At 66.9% G+C, this 19,319-nt stretch carries 21 protein-coding genes; 10 read left to right on the top strand and 11 right to left on the bottom strand.

Annotation, left to right across the window (positions count from 1 at the left end):
- Positions 1–59 precede the first annotated feature (59 nt).
- From H8F27_RS13225 to H8F27_RS13215, 3 genes are all read left to right on the top strand, one after another.
- The gene (locus H8F27_RS13225) at positions 60–299 is read left to right on the top strand and encodes a DUF1816 domain-containing protein (RefSeq protein WP_197148639.1); all 240 of its coding nucleotides are present in this window, start codon (positions 60–62) and stop codon (positions 297–299) included.
- A 44-nt stretch (positions 300–343) separates the two neighbouring features.
- A complete protein-coding gene (gene gatA / locus H8F27_RS13220; RefSeq protein WP_197148638.1) occupies positions 344–1,822 on the top strand; it encodes an Asp-tRNA(Asn)/Glu-tRNA(Gln) amidotransferase subunit GatA in 1,479 nt (492 codons plus the stop codon).
- A gap of 67 nt (positions 1,823–1,889) precedes the next feature.
- Positions 1,890–5,405, top strand: a complete 3,516-nt coding sequence (locus H8F27_RS13215) for a DNA polymerase III subunit alpha (RefSeq protein WP_197148637.1) — start codon at positions 1,890–1,892, stop codon at positions 5,403–5,405.
- On the opposite strand, the gene H8F27_RS13210 is transcribed toward H8F27_RS13215, so the two are convergent.
- The 3 genes from H8F27_RS13210 to ruvA form a co-directional block, all read right to left on the bottom strand.
- Positions 5,385–5,789 carry a PAM68 family protein gene (locus H8F27_RS13210; protein ID WP_197148635.1) on the bottom strand — a complete coding sequence of 135 codons (405 nt, stop codon included), beginning with the start codon at positions 5,787–5,789 and terminating at the stop codon, positions 5,385–5,387. The genes H8F27_RS13215 and H8F27_RS13210 overlap by 21 nt on opposite strands.
- Positions 5,790–5,804: 15 nt before the next feature.
- Positions 5,805–6,074 carry a 30S ribosomal protein S15 gene (rpsO, locus tag H8F27_RS13205; RefSeq protein WP_197148634.1) on the bottom strand — a complete coding sequence of 90 codons (270 nt, stop codon included), beginning with the start codon at positions 6,072–6,074 and terminating at the stop codon, positions 5,805–5,807.
- Between the two features lie 99 nt (positions 6,075–6,173).
- Positions 6,174–6,821: a Holliday junction branch migration protein RuvA gene (gene ruvA, locus H8F27_RS13200; RefSeq protein WP_197148629.1), complete on the bottom strand. Its 648-nt coding sequence runs from the start codon at positions 6,819–6,821 to the stop codon at positions 6,174–6,176.
- Positions 6,822–6,845: 24 nt separating this feature from the next.
- Between ruvA and H8F27_RS13195 the strand changes: the two genes are divergently transcribed.
- Complete coding sequence (locus H8F27_RS13195) at positions 6,846–7,310, top strand: hypothetical protein (RefSeq protein WP_231596275.1); 465 nt, start codon at positions 6,846–6,848, stop codon at positions 7,308–7,310.
- Here the strand turns inward: H8F27_RS13195 and H8F27_RS13190 are convergent.
- Positions 7,285–8,109, bottom strand: coding sequence for a DMT family transporter (locus H8F27_RS13190; protein WP_197148628.1), 825 nt, complete (start codon positions 8,107–8,109; stop codon positions 7,285–7,287). The two genes, H8F27_RS13195 and H8F27_RS13190, sit on opposite strands and share 26 nt — an antisense overlap.
- Before the next feature lie 71 nt (positions 8,110–8,180).
- Here H8F27_RS13190 and dnaG point away from each other — a divergent pair, with 71 nt between their 5' ends.
- Both dnaG and H8F27_RS13180 read left to right on the top strand, forming a co-directional pair.
- Positions 8,181–10,259, top strand: a complete 2,079-nt coding sequence (gene dnaG / locus H8F27_RS13185; protein ID WP_197148627.1) for a DNA primase — start codon at positions 8,181–8,183, stop codon at positions 10,257–10,259.
- Between the two features lie 62 nt (positions 10,260–10,321).
- Positions 10,322–10,696, top strand: a complete 375-nt coding sequence (locus tag H8F27_RS13180) for a hypothetical protein (RefSeq protein ID WP_197148625.1) — start codon at positions 10,322–10,324, stop codon at positions 10,694–10,696.
- Between the two features lie 2 nt (positions 10,697–10,698).
- Here the strand turns inward: H8F27_RS13180 and H8F27_RS13175 are convergent, their stop codons facing one another.
- Positions 10,699–11,331, bottom strand: coding sequence for an isoprenylcysteine carboxylmethyltransferase family protein (locus tag H8F27_RS13175; protein ID WP_197148624.1), 633 nt, complete (start codon positions 11,329–11,331; stop codon positions 10,699–10,701).
- 104 nt (positions 11,332–11,435) lie between these two features.
- Between H8F27_RS13175 and H8F27_RS13170 the strand changes: the two genes are divergently transcribed.
- Entirely contained in the window at positions 11,436–11,687 is a 252-nt protein-coding gene (locus H8F27_RS13170) for a hypothetical protein (RefSeq protein WP_197148622.1), read from the top strand.
- A gap of 34 nt (positions 11,688–11,721) precedes the next feature.
- Here H8F27_RS13170 and H8F27_RS13165 read toward each other — a convergent pair whose 3' ends face one another.
- Together H8F27_RS13165 and H8F27_RS13160 are read right to left on the bottom strand one after the other, a co-directional pair.
- Positions 11,722–13,005: a Y-family DNA polymerase gene (locus H8F27_RS13165; protein ID WP_197148620.1), complete on the bottom strand. Its 1,284-nt coding sequence runs from the start codon at positions 13,003–13,005 to the stop codon at positions 11,722–11,724.
- Positions 12,995–13,330 carry a LexA family transcriptional regulator gene (locus H8F27_RS13160; protein WP_197148618.1) on the bottom strand — a complete coding sequence of 112 codons (336 nt, stop codon included), beginning with the start codon at positions 13,328–13,330 and terminating at the stop codon, positions 12,995–12,997. The genes H8F27_RS13165 and H8F27_RS13160 overlap by 11 nt, the downstream gene beginning before the upstream one ends.
- A 162-nt stretch (positions 13,331–13,492) precedes the next feature.
- Here H8F27_RS13160 and H8F27_RS13155 point away from each other — a divergent pair, with 162 nt between their 5' ends.
- The 3 genes from H8F27_RS13155 to H8F27_RS13145 are packed head-to-tail and all read left to right on the top strand — an operon-like array spanning position 13,493 to position 16,754.
- Positions 13,493–14,074, top strand: a complete 582-nt coding sequence (locus H8F27_RS13155; protein ID WP_231596274.1) for a succinate dehydrogenase cytochrome b subunit — start codon at positions 13,493–13,495, stop codon at positions 14,072–14,074.
- Positions 14,071–15,999, top strand: coding sequence for a fumarate reductase/succinate dehydrogenase flavoprotein subunit (locus H8F27_RS13150; RefSeq protein WP_197148615.1), 1,929 nt, complete (start codon positions 14,071–14,073; stop codon positions 15,997–15,999). Before H8F27_RS13155 ends, H8F27_RS13150 begins: the two co-directional genes overlap by 4 nt.
- On the top strand, positions 15,996–16,754 hold the full coding sequence (locus H8F27_RS13145) for a succinate dehydrogenase/fumarate reductase iron-sulfur subunit (RefSeq protein WP_197148613.1): 759 nt from the start codon (positions 15,996–15,998) through the stop codon (positions 16,752–16,754). The genes H8F27_RS13150 and H8F27_RS13145 overlap by 4 nt, the downstream gene beginning before the upstream one ends.
- On the opposite strand, the gene H8F27_RS13140 is transcribed toward H8F27_RS13145, so the two are convergent.
- The 4 genes from H8F27_RS13140 to H8F27_RS13125 form a co-directional block, all read right to left on the bottom strand.
- Positions 16,705–17,079, bottom strand: a complete 375-nt coding sequence (locus H8F27_RS13140; RefSeq protein ID WP_197148611.1) for a hypothetical protein — start codon at positions 17,077–17,079, stop codon at positions 16,705–16,707. The two genes, H8F27_RS13145 and H8F27_RS13140, sit on opposite strands and share 50 nt — an antisense overlap.
- A 65-nt stretch (positions 17,080–17,144) precedes the next feature.
- Entirely contained in the window at positions 17,145–18,146 is a 1,002-nt protein-coding gene (gene gap / locus H8F27_RS13135; RefSeq protein ID WP_197148610.1) for a type I glyceraldehyde-3-phosphate dehydrogenase, read from the bottom strand.
- A gap of 69 nt (positions 18,147–18,215) precedes the next feature.
- Positions 18,216–18,875, bottom strand: coding sequence for a TMEM165/GDT1 family protein (locus H8F27_RS13130; RefSeq protein WP_197148603.1), 660 nt, complete (start codon positions 18,873–18,875; stop codon positions 18,216–18,218).
- Between the two features lie 39 nt (positions 18,876–18,914).
- A complete protein-coding gene (locus H8F27_RS13125) occupies positions 18,915–19,319 on the bottom strand; it encodes a hypothetical protein (RefSeq protein WP_197148602.1) in 405 nt (134 codons plus the stop codon).

Genomic DNA, 19,319 nt, shown 5'->3' with positions numbered 1-19,319 from the left:
AAGGCCGGGCTGGGGGGACCCGGCGCCGGGCAGAATGGAACCATTCCCGCCCCTGCCCCATGAATCCCCTGCTGTGGCCCCTGCGCAGCTGCGCTAATGGTCTGGGCCTGGCTTGGTGGGCACGGGTCGAAACCCATGGCCCCGACGCGATTTACTGGTTTGGCCCCTTCGTGCGCCGGCACACCCTCGAAGCCCGCCTGCCCGAATTCCTCTCGGATCTGCAGGCCGAAGCGCCCGCCTCCCTCGAGCACAGGTTGCTGCGCACCCGCAGGGGCGAGCCCCTGACGGAGATCAGCTAACGGAGATCGGCTGATAGCGTCCAGTTCAACTGGCAACTAGGTGGATGGGGATCGCCGCATGGCGTGAGCAACTGAGCAAGGGCGAGGTCTCGGCCCGGGAGCTCACGGATCACCACCTGGCCCGCATCGCCGCGGTAGATGCCAGCATCCACGCCTTTCTTGAGGTCACGGCCGAGCGGGCCAGGGACGACGCCGATCGCATCGATGCCCGGCGCGCTGCTGGCGAAGCCCTGCCTCCCCTGGCCGGCATCCCCCTGGGGATCAAGGACAACCTCTGCACCCAGGGCATTCCCACCACCTGCTCCAGCCGAATGCTGGAGCACTTCGTGCCCCCCTACGAGAGCACCGTCACCGAACGGCTCTGGCAGGCCGGCGCGGTGCTGCTGGGCAAAACCAATCTCGACGAGTTCGCCATGGGCAGCTCGACCGAAACCTCCGCCTTCGGGCCGAGCCGCAACCCCTGGAACCCCGAGCGCGTACCCGGCGGCAGTTCCGGTGGCAGTGCGGCGGCCGTGGCCGCCGGTGAATGTCTGGCGGCCCTGGGGTCAGATACCGGCGGCTCGATCCGCCAACCCGCCGCTTTCTGCGGTGTGGTGGGTCTCAAGCCCACCTACGGGCGGGTCAGCCGCTACGGGCTGGTGGCCTTCGCCAGCTCCCTCGACCAGGTGGGCCCCTTCAGCACCAGCGTGGCCGATGCGGCCGAACTGCTGCAGGTAATAGCCGGCGCCGATCCCCGCGATGCCACCTGCCTCAAAGCCCCGGTGCCCGACTACGTCGCCGCCCTTGACCAACCCGTCAAGGGGTTGCGGGTGGGCATCGTGCGCGAATGCTTTGCGGCGGAGGGGCTCGACCCCGCCGTGAAGGCCTCGGTGCTGGCCGCCGCCGCCCAGCTCGAGGCCCTGGGCTGTGAGCTGGTGGAGGTGAGCTGCCCCCGCTTCAACGACGGCATCGCCACCTACTACGTGATCGCCCCGTCGGAGGCATCGGCCAACCTGGCCCGCTACGACGGGGTCAAATACGGTTACCGCAGCCCCGCTGCCACCAGCCTGGCGGAGATGACCGCCCGCAGCCGGGCCGAGGGCTTCGGCGACGAGGTGCAGCGCCGCATCCTGATCGGCACCTATGCCCTCTCGGCCGGCTACGTGGATGCCTACTACAGGAAGGCCCAGCAGGTGCGCACCCTGATCCGCCGCGACTTCGACCGGGCTTTCGAGACCGTTGACGTGCTGCTCACCCCCACCTCGCCCACCACCGCCTTCGGCTTCGGCGCCCACAGCAACGACCCCCTGGCCATGTATCTGGCCGACCTGCTGACCATCCCCGCCAACATGGCGGGTCTGCCGGCCATCTCCGTGCCCTGTGGCTTCGACGCCCAGGGTCTGCCGATCGGTCTGCAATTGATCACCGGCGTGCTCGAGGAGCCGCGCCTGCTGCAGGTAGCCCACCAATACGAGCTGGCGGCCCGGGTGCTGCACAACCACCCGACTCCAGATCTGGTGGCCTATGCCCCAATAGGGCGGTGAGCCACGCTGGATCTTGCGTTGTCGCCTAACCTGAGCTCCGTTCTCGGGCCCCCGGCCGTCCCAGCACTTGGCCTTCGTACCGCTCCATAACCACAGCGACTACAGCCTCCTGGATGGGGCCAGCCAGCTGCCGGCGATGGTGGAGCGGGCCCTGGAGCTGGACATGCCGGCCCTGGCGCTGACCGACCACGGCGTCATGTATGGCGCCATCGAGCTGCTGAAGCTCTGCACCAAGGCGGGCATCAAGCCGATCATCGGCAATGAGATGTATGTCATCAATGGCTCCATTGATGACCCCCAGCAGAAAAAGGAGAAGCGATACCACCTGGTGGTGCTGGCCAAAAATGCCGTCGGCTATCGCAACCTGGTCAAGCTCACCAGCATCAGCCACCTGCGAGGCATGCGCGGCCGCGGCATCTTTGCCCGCGCCTGCATCGACAAGGCCACCCTGGCGGCCCACAGCGAGGGGCTGATCGTGGCCACCGCCTGCCTGGGCGGGGAGATTCCCCAGGCGATCCTGCAGGGGCGCCCCGAGGTGGCCCGGGAGGTGGCCAGCTGGTATCAGGGTGTCTTCGCCGGCGACTTCTACCTGGAGATCCAGGACCACGGCGGCATTGAAGATCGCATCGTCAACACCGGCATCGCCCGCATCGGCGCCGAGCTGGGCATCGAGCTGGTCGCAACCAACGACGCCCACTACCTCAGTGCCAACGATGTGGAGGCCCACGATGCCCTGCTGTGTGTGCTCACCGGCAAGTTGATCAGCGATGAGAAACGGCTGCGCTACACCGGCACCGAATACATCAAGGGCGAAGCGGAGATGCTCGCCCTCTTCGCCGACCACCTGTCCCAGGATGTAATAGAGCGGGCCGTAGCCAACACCGCCCGGGTGGCCGAGAAGGTGGAGGACTACGACATCCTCGGCCGCTACCAGATGCCCCGCTTCCCCATCCCCGAAGGTCACACCTCGGTGAGCTATCTCACCGAGGTGGCCGAGCAGGGCCTCAGGGAACGGCTCCAGCTTGAAGTCGATCGGCCGTTTGAGCCGCTCTATGGCGAGCGGCTGGCCTTCGAGCTGCAGGTGATGGAGCAGATGGGTTTTCCCACCTACTTCCTGGTGGTGTGGGATTACATCCGCTTCGCCCGCGACAGCGGCATTCCGGTGGGTCCCGGCCGCGGCTCAGCCGCCGGCTCCCTGGTGGCCTACGCCCTGGGGATCACCAACATCGATCCGGTGATCCATGGGCTGCTGTTTGAGCGCTTCCTCAACCCCGAGCGCAAGTCGATGCCGGATATTGACACCGACTTCTGCATCGAGCGCCGCGGCGAGGTGATCGATTACGTCACAAAGCGCTACGGCGAAGACAAGGTGGCCCAGATCATCACCTTCAACCGCATGACCTCCAAGGCGGTGCTCAAGGACGTGGCCCGGGTGCTGGATATTCCCTATGGCGACGCCGACCGGCTGGCCAAATTGATCCCGGTGGTGCGCGGCAAGCCCGCCAAGCTCAAGGAGATGATCGGCGCCGAGTCGCCAGCACCTGAGTTTCGTGAGAAGTATCAGAAAGACCCCGTCGTGCAGCGCTGGGTGGACATGGCCATGCGCATCGAGGGCACCAACAAGACCTTCGGTGTGCATGCCGCCGGGGTGGTGATCGCCGCCGAGCCGCTCGATGAGTTGGTGCCGCTGCAGCGCAACAACGACGGCCAGGTGATCACCCAATACTTCATGGAAGATGTGGAGTCGATGGGCCTGCTGAAGATGGACTTCCTGGGTCTGAAAAACCTCACCATGATCGACAAGACGGTCGATCTGGTGCAGCAGAGCACTGGCGAGCGGGTCGATCCCGATGCCCTGCCCCTGGATGATCCGGGCACCTACGCCCTGCTGGCCCGCGGTGATCTGGAGGGCATCTTCCAGCTCGAATCGAGCGGCATGCGCCAGATCGTGCGCGACCTCAAGCCCTCCTCCCTGGAGGACATCTCCTCGATCTTGGCCCTATACCGGCCTGGGCCGCTGGACGCCGGCCTGATCCCCAAGTTCATCAACCGCAAGCATGGCCGCGAAGCGATTGAATTCGCCCACGAAAAGCTGCGGCCGATCCTCAATGAGACCTACGGGATCATGGTGTATCAGGAGCAGATCATGAAGATCGCCCAAGACCTGGCCGGCTATTCCCTCGGCGAGGCCGACCTGCTGCGGCGGGCCATGGGCAAAAAGAAGAAGAGTGAGATGGAGAAGCACCAGGGCCTTTTTGTTCAGGGCGCCACCGAGCGAGGCGTGGAGGCCAGGATCGCCGAAGCTCTGTTCGAGCAGATGGTGCTGTTCGCCGAGTATTGCTTCAACAAGAGCCATTCCACCGCCTACGGCGCGGTGACCTATCAGACCGCCTACCTCAAGGCCCACTATCCGGTGGCCTATATGGCTGCCCTGCTCACGGTGAATGCCGGCGACAGCGCCAAGGTGCAGCGCTACATCGCCAACTGCAGCGCCATGGGCATCGAGGTGATGGCCCCCGATGTGAATGCCTCCGGCATCGACTTCACGCCCGTCGGCAATCGCATTCTGTTTGGGCTCTCGGCGGTGCGGAATCTGGGAGATGGGGCAATTCGTCAATTGCTTGAGGCCCGCAGCAGTGAGGGGGCCTTCGCCAACCTGGCCGAGCTCTGCGATCGCATCCCGGGCCACCAGCTCAACCGCCGGGCCCTCGAAGCATTGATCCACTCCGGCAGCCTCGATGCCCTCGAGCCCGGGGCCAACCGCGCCCAGCTGATGGCCGATCTGGATCTGCTGATCGACTGGGCCAGCTCTCGGGCCAAGGACCGGGCCAGCGGCCAGGGCAACTTGTTTGATCTACTGGCCGGAGCTGGAGCTAGTGCTGCTAGCGGCGCTGAGGTGGCCCCCAAGGCGGCCCCGGTGGCCGACTACCCACCCACCGAGAAACTGAGGTTGGAGAAGGAACTGGTGGGCTTCTACCTCTCCGATCACCCCCTCAAGCAGCTGGCCCGACCAGTGAAGCTGCTCTCCCCCATTGCCCTGGCCAACCTCGAAGAGCTGGCCGACAAGGCCAAGGTGAGTGCCGTGGTGATGGTGCCCGAAATCCGCCAGGTGACAACCCGCAAGGGTGATCGGATGGCGGTGCTGCAGCTGGAGGATCTCACCGGCAGCTGCGAGGCCGTGGTGTTTCCCAAGAGCTACGCCCGCCTCGCCGACCATTTGATGGTGGATGCCCGCCTGCTGGTGTGGGCCACGGTGGATCGCCGCGATGATCGGGTGCAGCTGATCGTGGACGATTGCCGCTGCATCGACGATCTCCAGCTGTTGATGGTGGACCTGCCGGCCGAGCAGGCCAGTGACATCGCCATCCAGCACCGGCTGCGGGAGTGCCTGCACCGCCACCGCCCCCCCCAGGATGAGGCGGGTCTGCGGGTGCCGGTGGTAGCCTTGGTGCGCCAAGAGGATCAGACCCGCTTTGTGCGGTTGGGTCTCCAGTTCTGCGTGGATGATGTGCAGGCCGCCCTACTTACCCTGACCGCCGCCGACTTCCAGGCCACGATCAGCTCACCGCTTCTTGCTTGTTGATTTTGGGGGACTTGATTTTGGAGACCTTGATTTAGGGGGGCTTGATTTAGGGGGGCTACTTGTAGGAGTGCTTTTCATTGAGCTACGCAGACGGCTGATGTTCAGGCCGATCTGCTCGGTGCCCAGCAGGCTGCCCGGCTGCTCCTCCCAACTGGCCGAGAGCACTCCGAAACTCAGGCCCAAGACCCCCAGAAAGAAGCAGGCCCCGGACGCCGCCAGGGTGGTGCTCGGGGCGATGTCGAGAATCTGCCGGCTGACCAGCAGATAGCTCCCCACAAAGACCCCCATGCCCATCAGGGTGGGGATGCCTGTGCCGATGGCGATCCGCCGGGCCATGCGGTTGGCGACCACATCGGGAACCCCCTGCCTGCCCTTGCTGGCCATTTCAGTAAGCCCCTATCAGCCGCGGATGCCCAGCTTGGCAATCAGCTGGCTGTAGCGCTCCTGGCTGAGCCCCTTGAGATAGCTGAGCAGGCGCTTGCGGCGGCCGATCATCTTCAGCAGCCCCTGGCGGGAGGAGAAGTCGTGCTTGTTTTTCTGCAGGTGTCCGGTCAGCTGGGTGATCCGCTCACTGAGCATGGCTACCTGCACTTCCACCGATCCGGTATCGGTGCCGTGGGTCTGGTGACCGTTGATCAGTTCCTGCTTTTTGGTGGTGGTGAGCGGCATGGGCTGGGGAGTGGAGCGCAGGCTGGGCCAGAGCTGGTATGCAAGGTCCCACCATACCGTCTGGGGGTCGGGGATCTGGGGGTAGAGGGCCTGGGCGCTTCAGGCCACCTGGCGGGAGAGCCAGCGCAGGCTCTCACGGATCCAGTCTTCGGCACCTGCCCCTTCCGCCAGCCCGCCGGCGGCCACGGCCCGCAGGGCCCGGTGGATCTCCAGGGCCTCATAGCCCAGGGCCGCCAGGGTGAGCTGCACCTCATCCCGTCCTGCGGCGGGAAGCATGACCCCTTCTGCCAGGGAGTCGGGGTCGCTGCTTGCTTCTAATTGGCCCAGGAATCTTTGCTGCAGCCGGGTACGCAGTTCTACGGCCAGCCGTTCGGCCGTGCGCTTGCCCACCCCAGGCGCCTGGCAGAGGCGGCGCAGGTCGGTCTGCACGATCGCCTGCACCAATTCGGCCGTATCCATGGCGCCCAGCAGGCCCAGCGCCATCTGGGGGCCGATGCCACTGACGGCCACCAGTTCGCGAAACAGATCCCGTTCAGGCCGCTCGGCGAAGCCGTAGAGCAGCCAGGCGTCATCTCGGATGGCGTGGTGGATGTGCAGGGCCATGGCACTGCCCGCCTCCGGCAGTTGCTGCCACTGCCGCTGGCTCACCTGCACGTCGTAGCCCACGCCTTGACACACCAGCATCAGGCCGAAGCGCTTCTCCTGCTGCCAGGGATGGGTGAGTTGCCCTTGCAGCCAGCCGATCATGGGATCACTAGAAGGTTCCCCATCGTGCCCGCCCTGCCCATTTCTGCCCAGTCCGGCCCGCCGTTGCGCAGGTGGTGGGGCTTGCTGCTCCCCCTGCTGCTGCTGCTGCTGCCCCTAGCGCTGACGGGCTGCAGTGGGGTCGGCCAGCCGCCGCGCTCCGCCTTGCTCGGGGCCCTTGAGCTGCAGATCCAGCTGACCCAGGGTGCCATCGCCGAGGCCCTGGCCCTGGAGGCCGGCGGGGCTCCGGAGGTGAGTCGGGTACGGGTGGCGGAGCAGGAGTCGCTGTCCATCGGTGAGGCCAAAGGTCTGCGCATCGTGGGCCAGTTTGATTGGCGCTTAGCCGGCGATCCAATTCGGGTTGACAGCCCCTTTGAGCTCTACCTGCAGCGCGGGGAAAAGGGCCAGAGCTGGCGGCTGGCCCGACCCAGCGGAGCGGCCGGCGAGAACGGGGGGCAGCTGTGGATCACCGACCCCCTACCGGCTGGCTGAGGCTGACCAGGGTGGCCGCCAGCACCAGCAGGGCTCCGCTGATCGTGGCGGCATCGATCTGCTCCCCAAACAGCAACCAGCCCCAGCCCGCGGCGAAGCCCACCTGCACGTAGCTGATCGCCGTGGCCCGCGCCGCCGGCAGGGCCATCAGGCTGCGGGTCAGATACACCTGGCCCAGCTGGGTGAACAGCCCCACCCCCACCAGCCACAGCAGCTCGGTGGAGGTGGGCAGCACGGGATTGAGGGCCACCAGCGGCAGGCTCAGGGGCAGGGCCACCAGGGGGAAATAAAAGATGATCACCAGCGGGTGCTCGCTCTGGCCCAGGGAACGCACGCTCACATAGGCCAGGGCCGTGAACAGGGCGCCGGCCACGGCCACCAGCACCGGCTGCCAGGCCAGGGCCAAGCTGCCGCCTGGCTGGGCCACCAGCAGCACCCCCAGCCAGCCCAGCGCCATGGCGGCCAACACCCTCTTGCCGATCCGCTCACCCAGCACCAGCCAGGCCAGCAGCGCCGTGAAGGGGGGGTAGAGGTATTGCAGCACCGTGGCCGAGGCCAGCGGCAGGGCGGCCAGGGCTGCGTAGACGCAGAGCAGGGCAGCGGTGCCGATAGCTCCGCGCCAGATCAGCAGGCCCCGCCGTCGCCCCCAGGGGTATACCCCGGCCCGCCGCAGCAGCAACCAGCTCAGCCCCAGGCTGATCAGGCTGCGAGCCAGCACCACCTCGGCGGCGGGGATCCGGCCCCCCACCTGCTTCACGCACACGCCCATCAAGGAAAAACTCAGGGCGCTGGCCACCATCCCCAGCACGGCTTGCCGGCTCCGGTCAGAATCGGGCCCTGCATCAGATCCCATCGCTCCCCCTTTGCTGCTTGAGCCTTCCCCGTCTCCACCCCCGCACGATTGAGGCCGTCAAGGAACGGGCCGACATCGTCGATGTGGTCGGCGAGCACGTGGTGCTCAAGAAGAAGGGCAGGGAATACGTCGGCATCTGTCCCTTTCACGACGACAAATCGCCGTCGATGACGGTTTCCCCCGCCAAGCAGTTCTACTACTGCTTCTCCTGCGGGGCCGGTGGCAATGCGATCAAGTTCCTGATGGAACACCAGCGCCAGAGTTTCAGCGATGTGGTGCTGGAGCTGGCGCGCAAGTACCAGCTGCCGATCGAAACCCTCGATGGGCCCCAGCAGGAGCGCCTGCGCAAGCAGCTCTCCCGCCGCGAGCAGCTCCACAAGGTGCTCACCCTGGCGGCCGGCTGGTTTCGCAGCCAGCTGCGCAGCCCCGCTGGCGCCGCTGCCCTGGCCTACCTGCGCGATGGCCGGGGCCTGAGTGAAGCCACCCTGGAGGCCTTTGAGCTCGGCTACGCCCCCGAGCAGTGGGATGGCCTGCTGGGCCACCTGCAGCAGGTGGAGGGGCTGGGCCCGGAGCTGCTGGAAGCCGCCGGGCTGGTGGTGCCCCGCAAGGGGGGGGATGGTTTCTACGACCGCTTCCGCCATCGGGTGATGGTGCCGATCAAGGACCGCCAGGGGCGGGTGATCGGTTTCGGTGGCCGCAGCCTCGATGGCGGCGAGCCCAAATACCTCAACTCCCCCGAAACGGAGCTGTTCGAGAAGGGCAAGCACCTCTTTGGCCTTGATAAAGCCAGCACCGCCATCCGCAAGGACGACCGGGCGGTGGTGGTAGAGGGCTACTTCGATGTGATTGCCCTCCATGCCGCCGGCATCACCAACGCGGTGGCAGCCCTGGGCACGGCCCTGAGCAGCCAGCAGATCACCCAGCTCTGCCGCTGCTGTGAGAGCCGCCGCCTGATCCTCAATTTCGACAGCGATGGCGCCGGCGTGCGGGCCGCCCAGCGGGCCATCGGCGAGGTGGAGCAGCTGGCCCTGCAGGGCCAGCTGGAGCTGCGGGTGCTGCACCTGCCGGCCGGCAAGGACCCCGACGAATTCCTCAAAACCCAGGGGGCCGGCGACTACCGCGCCCTGCTGGATCAGGCTCCCCTCTGGCTCGACTGGCAGATCGAGCAGGTGCTGGAGGGCCGCGACCTGGCTCGCCCTGACCAGTTCCAGCAGGCGGTGTCGGCCCTGGTGGCCCTGCTGGGCAAGTTGCCCCAGAGCGCCGTGCGCAGCCACTACCTGCAGCGGGTGGCCGAGCGGCTCAGTGGCGGCCAGGCCCGCCTGGCGATCCAGCTGGAGGACGACCTGCGCCAGCAGGTGAAGGGCCAGCGCTGGCACGGCCGCTCCCAGAAATGGGAGCAACCCGGCGAGGCGGGCCTGCGGGAACGGGCCGAAGCCGAGTTGTTGCGGCTCTATCTGCATTGCCCCAGTCACCGCTCCGCCATCCGGGTGGAACTGCGCCAGCGGGAACTCGACGACTTTGCCCTCCAACCCCACCGCCTGCTCTGGGCTGCGATCAGCTCCCTGGAGGAGGACAACCTCGGCGCCGGCCGCCTCGAGGCGATCAACCGGGGCAAGGATCCCGGCCTCGACCTGGGGGATCTGGACCTGCCCCGGCTGTTGGCCGATCAGCTGGTGGTGGAGCAGAGCGCCCTGCTTGGTCGGCTGACCCCGCTGCTGGAGCCCAATGAACTGCAGCGCATGGCCCTGGGCCAGCCCCTGCTGCAACTGCGCGGCGCCGCTGCTGCCCTGGAACGGCAGAAGAGCCTCAAGCGGTGTCGCCATCTGCTCGATGCCTGGAGCAGCCAGCGGCTCGAAACCCTCGAGCGCTGCATCTCCCGCCTGCTGGAGGAGGAACGGCAGGAGGCCCAGGCGGCCGCCTCAGGTTTGGCGCCGATCAGCGACATGGAAGTGCGAATCGAGGCCCTCTTCGCCGAGCTCAATGGCGATGCCCTGCGCTTCCAGGAGCTCTATTACAACGAGCGCAAACACCTGGAGCACCTTGATTTCCAGCGCCGGGCCGCCTACGGGGAGGTGCTGGCCCAGCCGGCGGCCTAATCCGGCGTTCTGCCCAACATGTCGTTCCCCTACTCAATCCCCTTCCCCCCAGCTTTGCCCTGATGTCCGTGCCTCCGCTGCCGTCCCGCCTCGCCACTTTCTCCTGGGGCAGCCTCTCCTGGTTCAGCTTGCTGAGCCTGGTGGGTTGCCTGTTGCCGCTCCCCCAACCGGCCCTCGCCCAGAGCCAGACCCAGCTTCAGGCCCAGACCTGCCCCTGCAGTTGCGCCCAGCCGAGCCTGGGGCTGATCGGTCCCGATGGCCTGTGTCAGTGTTCCTGCGCCTCAGTGCCGATTCCAGGCATCAGCGAGGAAACCCTGGCCGGGCCACCCAAGCCCCCCAAGGCAGGTGGCCCCGAGCCCACCTGGAACGTGGAACCGGGCTTTGATGACGGCTTCGGTGATGGTTTCGGCGGGCCTTTTGGGGGTGGCTGGTGGTGAGCTCACCAGAGCTCCAGCAGGTGGGGCAGCATGCCCGCACTGCGGAAACCCTCCATCAGCTCAATGATCGCTGCAATCCAGATAAACCAGATGTCGCTCATGATATGGCGCCTAAATAGGCGTGGATTGCTGCTCCAGCTGGTCGGCTCGCTGTAGAGCTCCAGCCGCGGCCAGAACCGCGGCACCCTTTGCCGGTATTGCCGGTAGGCCTCACCAAACAGCTCCTCGAGCCGACGCTCTTCCCTGCCCATGATCCCCGGGTAATAGAGCCCGAAAATCGCCAGAAACAGCAGCGGGTAGGTGAGCGTTTCGGTGGTGAGTCCCACCCCCAGCAGGCCGATGCAGCTGAACACGTAGAGGGGATTGCGGCTGATCGAGTATGGGCCTTCGCTCACCAGCTGACCGTCCTTGCGGCCCGAGATGAAGAAGGAGCACCAGATCCTGCCTGCGGCTCCGACGGCAGCCAGGGCCAGACCGAGGCTGAAGAAAAATATGGCAACGGGCTCCTGATGGAGCTCCCAGCGGCTCTCGGTCAGTGCCACCACCAGAAAGGCCAGCACCGCTATCAATCGCGACAGTCCGGTGCGCTGCTGCTCCCACCAGGTCTTACCTGCGGGTTGGGCTTTAGATCCCATGGCACATCCACGCCTCTCCCGTTCCTACTCCCCCCTTGAGAGCCCCTGGGGCCCCTGGCCAGCCCCGATACGCTGGCCTTGCTGCTCTGCTGACGCCTGGGGCCATGGGGTTTTTCGAAGTGTTCTGGCACGGCGAAGCCATCGGCGATGGCAGCGATCTCGATGAAGCCCTCACCGCCTATCTCTCCGTTAAGCCGGAGGAGGGCAGCTGGGCCGCTGCCTGTGCTGACGCCCAAGCCCAGCCCTGCATGCGGCGTTACGCCTCCTTTGAGGCCTATCTCGACAATGCCGACGAACTGGAAACCATTACGGTGACTGCCGTCATGATCGAGGCGGCGCTGCATGAGCTCGCCTGAGCCCCCATTTTGGACTTTTCACCCTGCAGGTCGCTCAGGCATGGACCACCGGGATGGCCTCCAGCCGCGTGGTGGCGGCCCCCGACAGCTGGGAACGCCGCATTTGCCAGGGGGTGTGCAGGCCGGCAGCGGCCCATTGGATCGTGCCGCTGCCGTAATGCCGATTGAGGCGGTCGATGGTGGCCATCAGGGCCGCGCGCCGCCGCTGCTGCTCTGGCGGCAACGGCACCAGCAGGTGGTGTTGCAGGGTCGCTTCATCCTGCAGCTCCTGCATCAGCACGCCGGCTTTCTGCAGCGGTTTATGGGGCCGGAACAGCTGCTGCACCAAGGGCAGGGCCGCCTGCAGCAGCACGGTCGTGTCGTTGCTGGCAACCGGCAGGATCACGGTGGCGCCGTTGCTGTAGAGACTGGTGCCGTTGAAGGGGCTGCTGCGCACGAACACCGTGACGGCCCCAGTCCGTTGCCGCTGGCGTCGTAACTTCTCCGCCGCCCGGCTCAGGTAGGTGGCGATCGCCTCCTTTAGCTGGGCCTGGCTGGTGATCGGCTGGCTGAAGCTGCGGCTCACGCAGGTTTCCCGCTTGGCGGGCGGCACCAGCTCCAGGGGCAAACAGGCGTGGCCGCGCAACTCCTGCTGCAGGCGCACACCCACAACGCCGCAGCGGCGCCGCAGTTCGCCGCTGGGCATGTCGCGCAGGGCGCGGGCATGGCTGATGCCCCGCAGCCGGCACCAGCGGGAGAGCTGGCGGCCGATGCCCCAGACGTCTTCGATGGCGATCGCTTCGAGCTGGCGATCTGGATCGGCGCTGCTGCTGAAGTCGAAGACGCCCCCTTCCGCTGGGCTGGTTTTGGCGATTTTGTTGGCCAGCTTGGCCAGCACCTTGGTGGGGGCGATGCCCACCGCCACCGGCAGCCCCAGCCGGCGTTGCACGTCGAGGCGCAGCTGCCGGCCCCAGTCGCCCAGGTCAGCATTGCCCGCCGGCCGCTTCAGGCGGCCGAAGGCCTCATCGATTGAATAGATCTCCAGCACCTCCACCCACTCCTCCAGCACGGCCATCAGCCGCTGGCTCAGGTCGGCATAGAGGGCGTAATTGGAGCTGCGCACCACCACGCCCTGGCGTTCCAGTTCCCGCCGCACCTGGAAGTAGGGCTGGCCCATGCGAATCCCCAGGGCCCGGGCTTCGGCGCTGCGCGACACGACGCAGCCGTCGTTGTTGGAGAGCACCACCAGGGGCCGGCCGAGCACGGCCGGATCCAGCAACGCCTCGCAGGAGGCGTAGAAATTGTTGCCGTCGATCAGCACGATCGCGTCACGCCCCATGGGTGCGGATCACATGCAGGGCCACCCCCCAGATATGCGGGCGGCCAGAGGGGGCCAGCTCCAGGGGCGGATAGGCGGGATGGGCGGCCTCCAGGCGCCACCGGCCCCGGTGCCGCACCAGGCGCTTGAGGGTGAAGCCTCCCTCAAGCCAGGCCACCACCACCTGGCCCGCCCGGGCCTCCAGGCCCCGATCCACGATCAGCAGGTCGCCGTGGCTGATGCCGGCCCCCTGCATCGACTCACCACTCACCCGCAGCAAGACGGTGCTGGCCGGACAGCGGATCAGCTGGGCGGTGAAGCTGGCGGCTGGGCTGCCGGGGGCCAAGGGAACGCCGCAAAGGCGATTATTTTAGTTCACGCGTACCAGCCTCTCGCGGCCGGCAGATGCCAAGGGCGATACTGGCCTTCTGGCCCCAGCCTGATGGCTTGATCCGCAGTGCCCCCGTCCGCCGTTGCAGCTTGGATCGCCGGATCAGGCTCGCTGCTGGTGTTATTTCTACTGCTGCACCTGGCCGGGGTAAGCCTGGTCCTGCTGCAACCGCCGGCGTTTGAAGCCTATGCCACCGCCCTGCACCAAAGCCCCTGGTTGCTTCCGGCTGAAGGGCTGCTCGGTGCGACCCTGGTGGGTCACCTGGGGCTGACCGCCTGGAAGCTGGTGGCCAATCGCCAGGCGGGCAATCGATCGGCGTTGGTCTCGCGGCGGGCCGATCGCTGGGGGGCCTGGGCGGCCCGCAGCCTGCCCCTCAGCGCCGCAATCCTGCTGCTGTTCCTGGCGGTGCACCTGGCGCAGTTGCGCTGGCCCCGGCCCCCGGCTGGGCTGGAGCTGGCCCGACTGCTAGAAGTGCTGGGCCAGCCTTGGTGGGCCCTGCTCTATGGGGCAGCAGGCCTGGCGGCGGGCCTGCACCTGCTGCATGGAGCGGAGGCTGCCCATCGCAGCCTGGGCCTGCTGAATCGAGCCAATGGCGGGGCCATCCGCACGGCTGGGCGGGCGGTGGCACTGCTGCTGGGCAGCGGCTTTCTGCTGGTGGCGCTGCTGCTGAACGGGCGGGCTGTGGGGTGGCTGGCATGAGCTGCCTGCCCGATCCGCGCCTGCCCACCGGGCCCCTGGCCACGGCCTGGCGCCGCACTAGAGACGGGTTGCCCCTGATCAGCCCGCTGCGCAAGCGCCAATTGCGGATCGTGGTGGTGGGCAGCGGGCTGGCCGGATCGGCCGCGGCGGCCAGCCTGGCGGAGCAGGGCTACCAGGTGCAGCTGGTCACCTTCCACGACAGCCCGCGGCGGGCCCATTCGGTGGCCGCCCAGGGGGGTATCAATGCCGCCAAGAACTACGCCAACGACGGTGACAGCGTCGAGCGCCTGTTTGCCGACACGCTCAAGGGGGGAGACTTTCGGGCCCGGGAGGCCGGTTGTTACCGCCTGGCCGAAATCAGTGGCGCGATCATCGACCAGTGCGTCGCCCAGGGGGTGCCCTTTGCCCGGGAATATGGCGGCACCCTGGCCAACCGCAATTTCGGCGGCTCCCAGGTGAGCCGCACCTTCTACGCCCGCGGCCAGACCGGCCAGCAGCTGCTCTATGGCGCCTACCAGGCCCTGATGCGCCAGGTGGCGGCGGGGCGGGTCGAGTTGCTCACCCGGCGCGAGATGTTGGAGCTGGTCACCCTGGATGGGGTGGCCCGCGGGGTGGTGTGCCGCAACCTGCTCAGCGGCGAGCTCGAGACCTACACCGCCAATGCCGTGGTGCTGGCCAGTGGGGGCTACACCAACGTCTACTACCTCTCCACCAACGCCCTCAAATCGAATGCGAGTGCGATCTGGCGAGCCCACCTGGAGGGGGCGTTGTTTGCCAACCCCTGTTTCACCCAGATCCATCCCACCTGCATTCCCAGCGGCGATGCCTACCAGAGCAAGCTCACCTTGATGAGCGAGAGCCTGCGCAACGACGGCCGGGTCTGGTTACCGCTCAAAGCTGGCGACCGCCGCCCGCCGGATCAGATTCCGGAAGCCGAGCGCGATTATTTCCTCGAGCGCCAATATCCCAGCTACGGCAACATGGTGCCTAGGGATGTGGCCTCCAGACGGGCCCGGGAGCTCTGCGATGGAGGCCATGGGGTGGGGCAGGGCGGCCGCTCGGTCTATCTCGATTTCCATGACGCCATTGCCAGCCAGGGCTCCGAAATCATTGAAACCCGCTACGGCAATTTGTTTGAGATGTATCAGCGGATTACCGGGGTAGATCCGATGGCCGCACCGATGCGCATCTACCCCGCGCCGCATTACACCATGGGCGGTCTGTGGGTGGACTATCACCTGATGAGTTCGATCCCGGGCCTGTTTGTGCTCGGTGAGGCCAACTTCTCCGAGCATGGGGCCAACCGGCTCGGTGCCAGTGCCCTGATGCAGGGCCTGGCTGATGGCTACTTCATTGCTCCAGCCACCGTGACAGCCTGGCTCGCCGAGCAGGGGGCCACGGCGATTGGCCCAGATGATCCCGCTGTCCGGGAGGCCTGCCTGGAAGCGGGCCAGCGGGCCCAAGGGCGGATCGAGGCCCTGCTGGCGGTGGCTGGCACCAGGCCGGTGGACAGCTTCCATCGGGCACTGGGCCAGCTGATGCTGGAGCACTGCGGCATCATTCGCAGTGCCGCCGGCCTGCAGGCCGGCCTGGCAGCGGTGGCCGAGCTGGAAGCCCAGTTCCAGCGCGACCTGCGGGTGCCAGGCGGCGCCCATGAGCCCAATGGGGAACTGGAGAAGGCCCTGAGGCTCAGTGATTTCTTCGGCCTGGCCCAGCTGATGCTGCGCGATGCCCTGGCCCGGGAGGAATCCTGCGGGGCCCATTTCCGCGAGGAGCACCAGAGCTCCGGGGGCGAGGCCGTCCGCGACGATCAACACTTCGCCCACATCGCAGCCTGGGAACACCGGCCGGGCGCTGCTCCGATCCGGCACCAAGAACCCCTGAGCTTCAGCCTGCTCCAGCCGAGCACCCGCAACTACCAATGAGTGGTCTGATTTCCCTGACCCTGCGGATCTGGCGCCAGCGCAGCCCCGAATCGCCCGGTGCCTACGCAAGCTACCGGCTGGAGCGGGTTTCAGCCGATCTCTCCCTGCTCGAGGCGCTGGATCTGCTCAATGAACAGCTGATCAGCGCCGGGGAGAGGCCGGTGGGCTTTGAGCACGATTGCCGCGAAGGGATATGCGGCAGCTGTGGCTTTCTGGTCAACGGTCAGGCCCACGGCCCCCAGGCAGCCACCACGGTGTGCCAGCTGTATCTGCGCCGCTTCAACGATGGCGACACCCTGGTGCTCGCGCCCTGGCAGGCGAAAGCCTTTCCCCCGATTCAGGATCTGGTCGTGGATCGCAGTGCCCTTGATCGCCTGATCGAAGCGGGGGGCTTCTGCTCGGTGAACACCGGCAATGCCCCGGATGCCAATGCCATTTTGGTCGGCCGCGACCAGGCGGCTTCAGCCTTTGAGACCGCCACCTGCATCGGCTGCGGCGCCTGCGTGGCCAGTTGCCGCAACGCCTCGGCCAGTTTGTTTGTGGCCGCCAAACTCGCCCATCTGGCCCAGCTGCCCCAGGGCCAGCCCGAGCGGGCCGCCAGGGCAGAAGCGATGCAGCAGCAGATGGGGCGCGAAGGCTTCGGCAGCTGCAGCAGCCAGCTTGAGTGTGAGGCGGTGTGCCCCAAGCAGATTTCCGCCGATTGGATCAGCTGGATGCACGGCGAGCGGCGGCGGGCTGCTGGAAGCGGCGGATGAACTGGGCCAGGGGCATGGGCCCGCAGCGCCGCTGCCAGCCCAGCCCTTCCGGATAGCGCCGCCAGCAGGAGATGCGGCTGCCGCGCCGGTCTAGGCAGAGCAGGTAGCGATAGCTGGCGGCAGGGGCATCGGGGCTGGCCAGGGGCCCCAGGGGCTCGAACACTGCCTGGAGGTCGTGCCAGCTCCTGGGCGGCCGGCCGCTGGCCCGCAGCGGTGAGCCCAGCAAGCTGGCCAGGTGCTGGGGGAAGCCCCCATCGGGGAGCCACCAGTTGCCCTGGCGGCTGTGCTGGGTGTCGAGCAGGGAGATCAGGGCGCTGCAGGCCATGGGCAGGGAAGGGGTTGGCCCTTCTCCAGTGCCCGGCCTGTCTCACTCGCGGGTCTCCATCCGTCTCAGACGGTGGTCTCCATGTGGCGCATCAGGTCGAGACACTTGCAGCTGTAGGCCCACTCGTTGTCATACCAGGCCACCAGCTTCACGAAGGTGTCGCTCAGGGCGATACCCGCATGGGCATCAAATACGGAGGTGCAGCTTTCGCCAACGAAATCAGTGCTCACCAGCTGGTCTTCGGTGTAGCCCAGGATGCCGGCCATGGCCCCCACGGAGGCGGCCTTCATGGCGGCCTTGATCTGGTCATAGCTGGCCGCAGTGGCCAGGTTCACGGTCAGGTCCACCACCGATACATCCGGCGTGGGCACCCGGAAGGCCATGCCGGTGAGCTTGCCGTTGAGCTCGGGAATAACCCGGCCCACGGCCCTGGCCGCACCGGTGGAACTGGGGATGATGTTCTGGGCTGCGCCGCGGCCGCCGCGCCAGTCCTTCACCGAAGGGCTATCGACGGTTTTCTGGGTGGCAGTGGTGGCGTGCACCGTGGTCATCAAGCCACTGACGATGCCGAAGTTGTCGTGCACCACCTTGGCCATCGGCGCCAGGCAGTTGGTGGTGCAGCTGGCGTTGGAAACCACGTCTTGGCCGGCATAGGTGCTGTGGTTAACGCCCATCACAAACATCGGCGTGTCGTCCTGGGAGGGGGCACTCATCACCACCCGCCTGGCACCGGCGTTGATGTGGGCGCGGGCGGAGGCGTCGGTGAGGAAGAAGCCGGTGCTCTCCAGCACGTAGTTGGCCCCCACATCGCCCCAGTTGAGGTTGTTGGGGTCCCTTTCGGCACTGATCCGGATTGGCCGGCCATTGACCATCAACTGGTCGTTCTCCACCCGCACATCCCCTTGGAAGCGGCCGTGGCTGGAGTCGTAGCGAAGCATGTAGGCGAGGTAGTCGCGATCAATCAGGTCGTTGATACCCACCACCTCCACATCCGCCAGGGTGACCGCCCGGCGGAAGGCCAGCCGGCCGATGCGGCCGAAACCATTGATGCCGATGCGGATAGTCATGATTGGAGTGTCATCGCGGTGCTCCTGAAACCCTGGGGCGAATGGTTGCTGGTCACCTTACGGGGCCCGTCAGCCCAGGGCCTGCTTCAGGGCTGCTAAGCCAAACACCAGAAACAGGCCGCCACTGAGCCGGTAGAGCAGCCGCTCATCAACCCGCTGGCCAATCCACTTGCCGGCCCCCACCGCCAGCCAGGTCACCAGGGCATGGCCCAGCAGGGTGCCGGCCAGCAGGCCGGCAAAGCTGAACACCTGGGCCGGTGCGGTGGCCAGGAAAATCGTGGCGAACTGGGTGCGGTCACCCAGCTCGGCCACAAACACCAGTACAAAGGCTTCCCAGATCACCGCCCAGGCGGTGACGCCCACCCCGTTGGTTTCGGCCGCGTTGATCGCCTCCTCCGCCTGCTCGGCTTCGGCGCTGGCCGCATTCGCCGCCATGGCCTGGGCATCGATCAGCAGCTTGAGGCCGAAGCCCAGAAACAGGGCGGCCGCCAGCCAGGGCACCACGGTCTGGGGTAGCAATTTCCGCAGGCCGTAGCCCAGGGCCAGGGAGATCAGGGTGACGGCTGTCAGGGCGGAGAAGGCCCCCACAAACACCCAGCGGGCCCGGTGGCGCACCGCCAGGATCAGCGCCATGAAGAAGGTCTTGTCCCCCAGCTCCGCCAGGGAGATGGCGGCGAGGCTGGAGCCGAAGGCCGCCAGGCCGGGATCTGCGCTGAGGGGATTAGCCATCCCCCACCCCTAGCCCAGCACGCGGCCAAACCTGCCCTCTCACTCGAGGGACTCGTCTTCCAGCAGCAGCTGCTGGAAGGCCGTATAGAGGTCGCCGTGGTCTATGCCGGGCCCCCTGCGAGGGCCACCTCGGCCGGGCGATGGCTGGGCGGGAGCCTGGGCAGGACCCTTGGCGGCACCCTTGGCGGGAACCTGGGCGGCTGGCTGCCGGCGCCCTTCGAGCTGCTTCAAGCGATCCAGCAGGTGGGGCGGCACACTGCCATCGGGGCTCACCTGCATCAGCTCGCGGAACAGGGCCTCGGGGTTTTCCTCTACTTCCACCCGGTGGCGCTTCTCCGTTGCTCTAGGCGAGGAGCCAGCGCCAGCTGCTGGTTGGGGCTGGGGTAGGGGCAGGGTGCGACCAAGGGCCTCGAGGCGTTCGCGGCTGTGGGCGTCAAAGCTCAT

It is taken from the genome of Synechococcus sp. CBW1108, assembly GCF_015840335.1.
GTDB lineage: Bacteria > Cyanobacteriota > Cyanobacteriia > PCC-6307 > Cyanobiaceae > Cyanobium_A.
The sequence above is the reverse complement of the archived record's forward strand: the minus strand, read 5'-3'. Positions and strand labels throughout refer to the sequence as shown.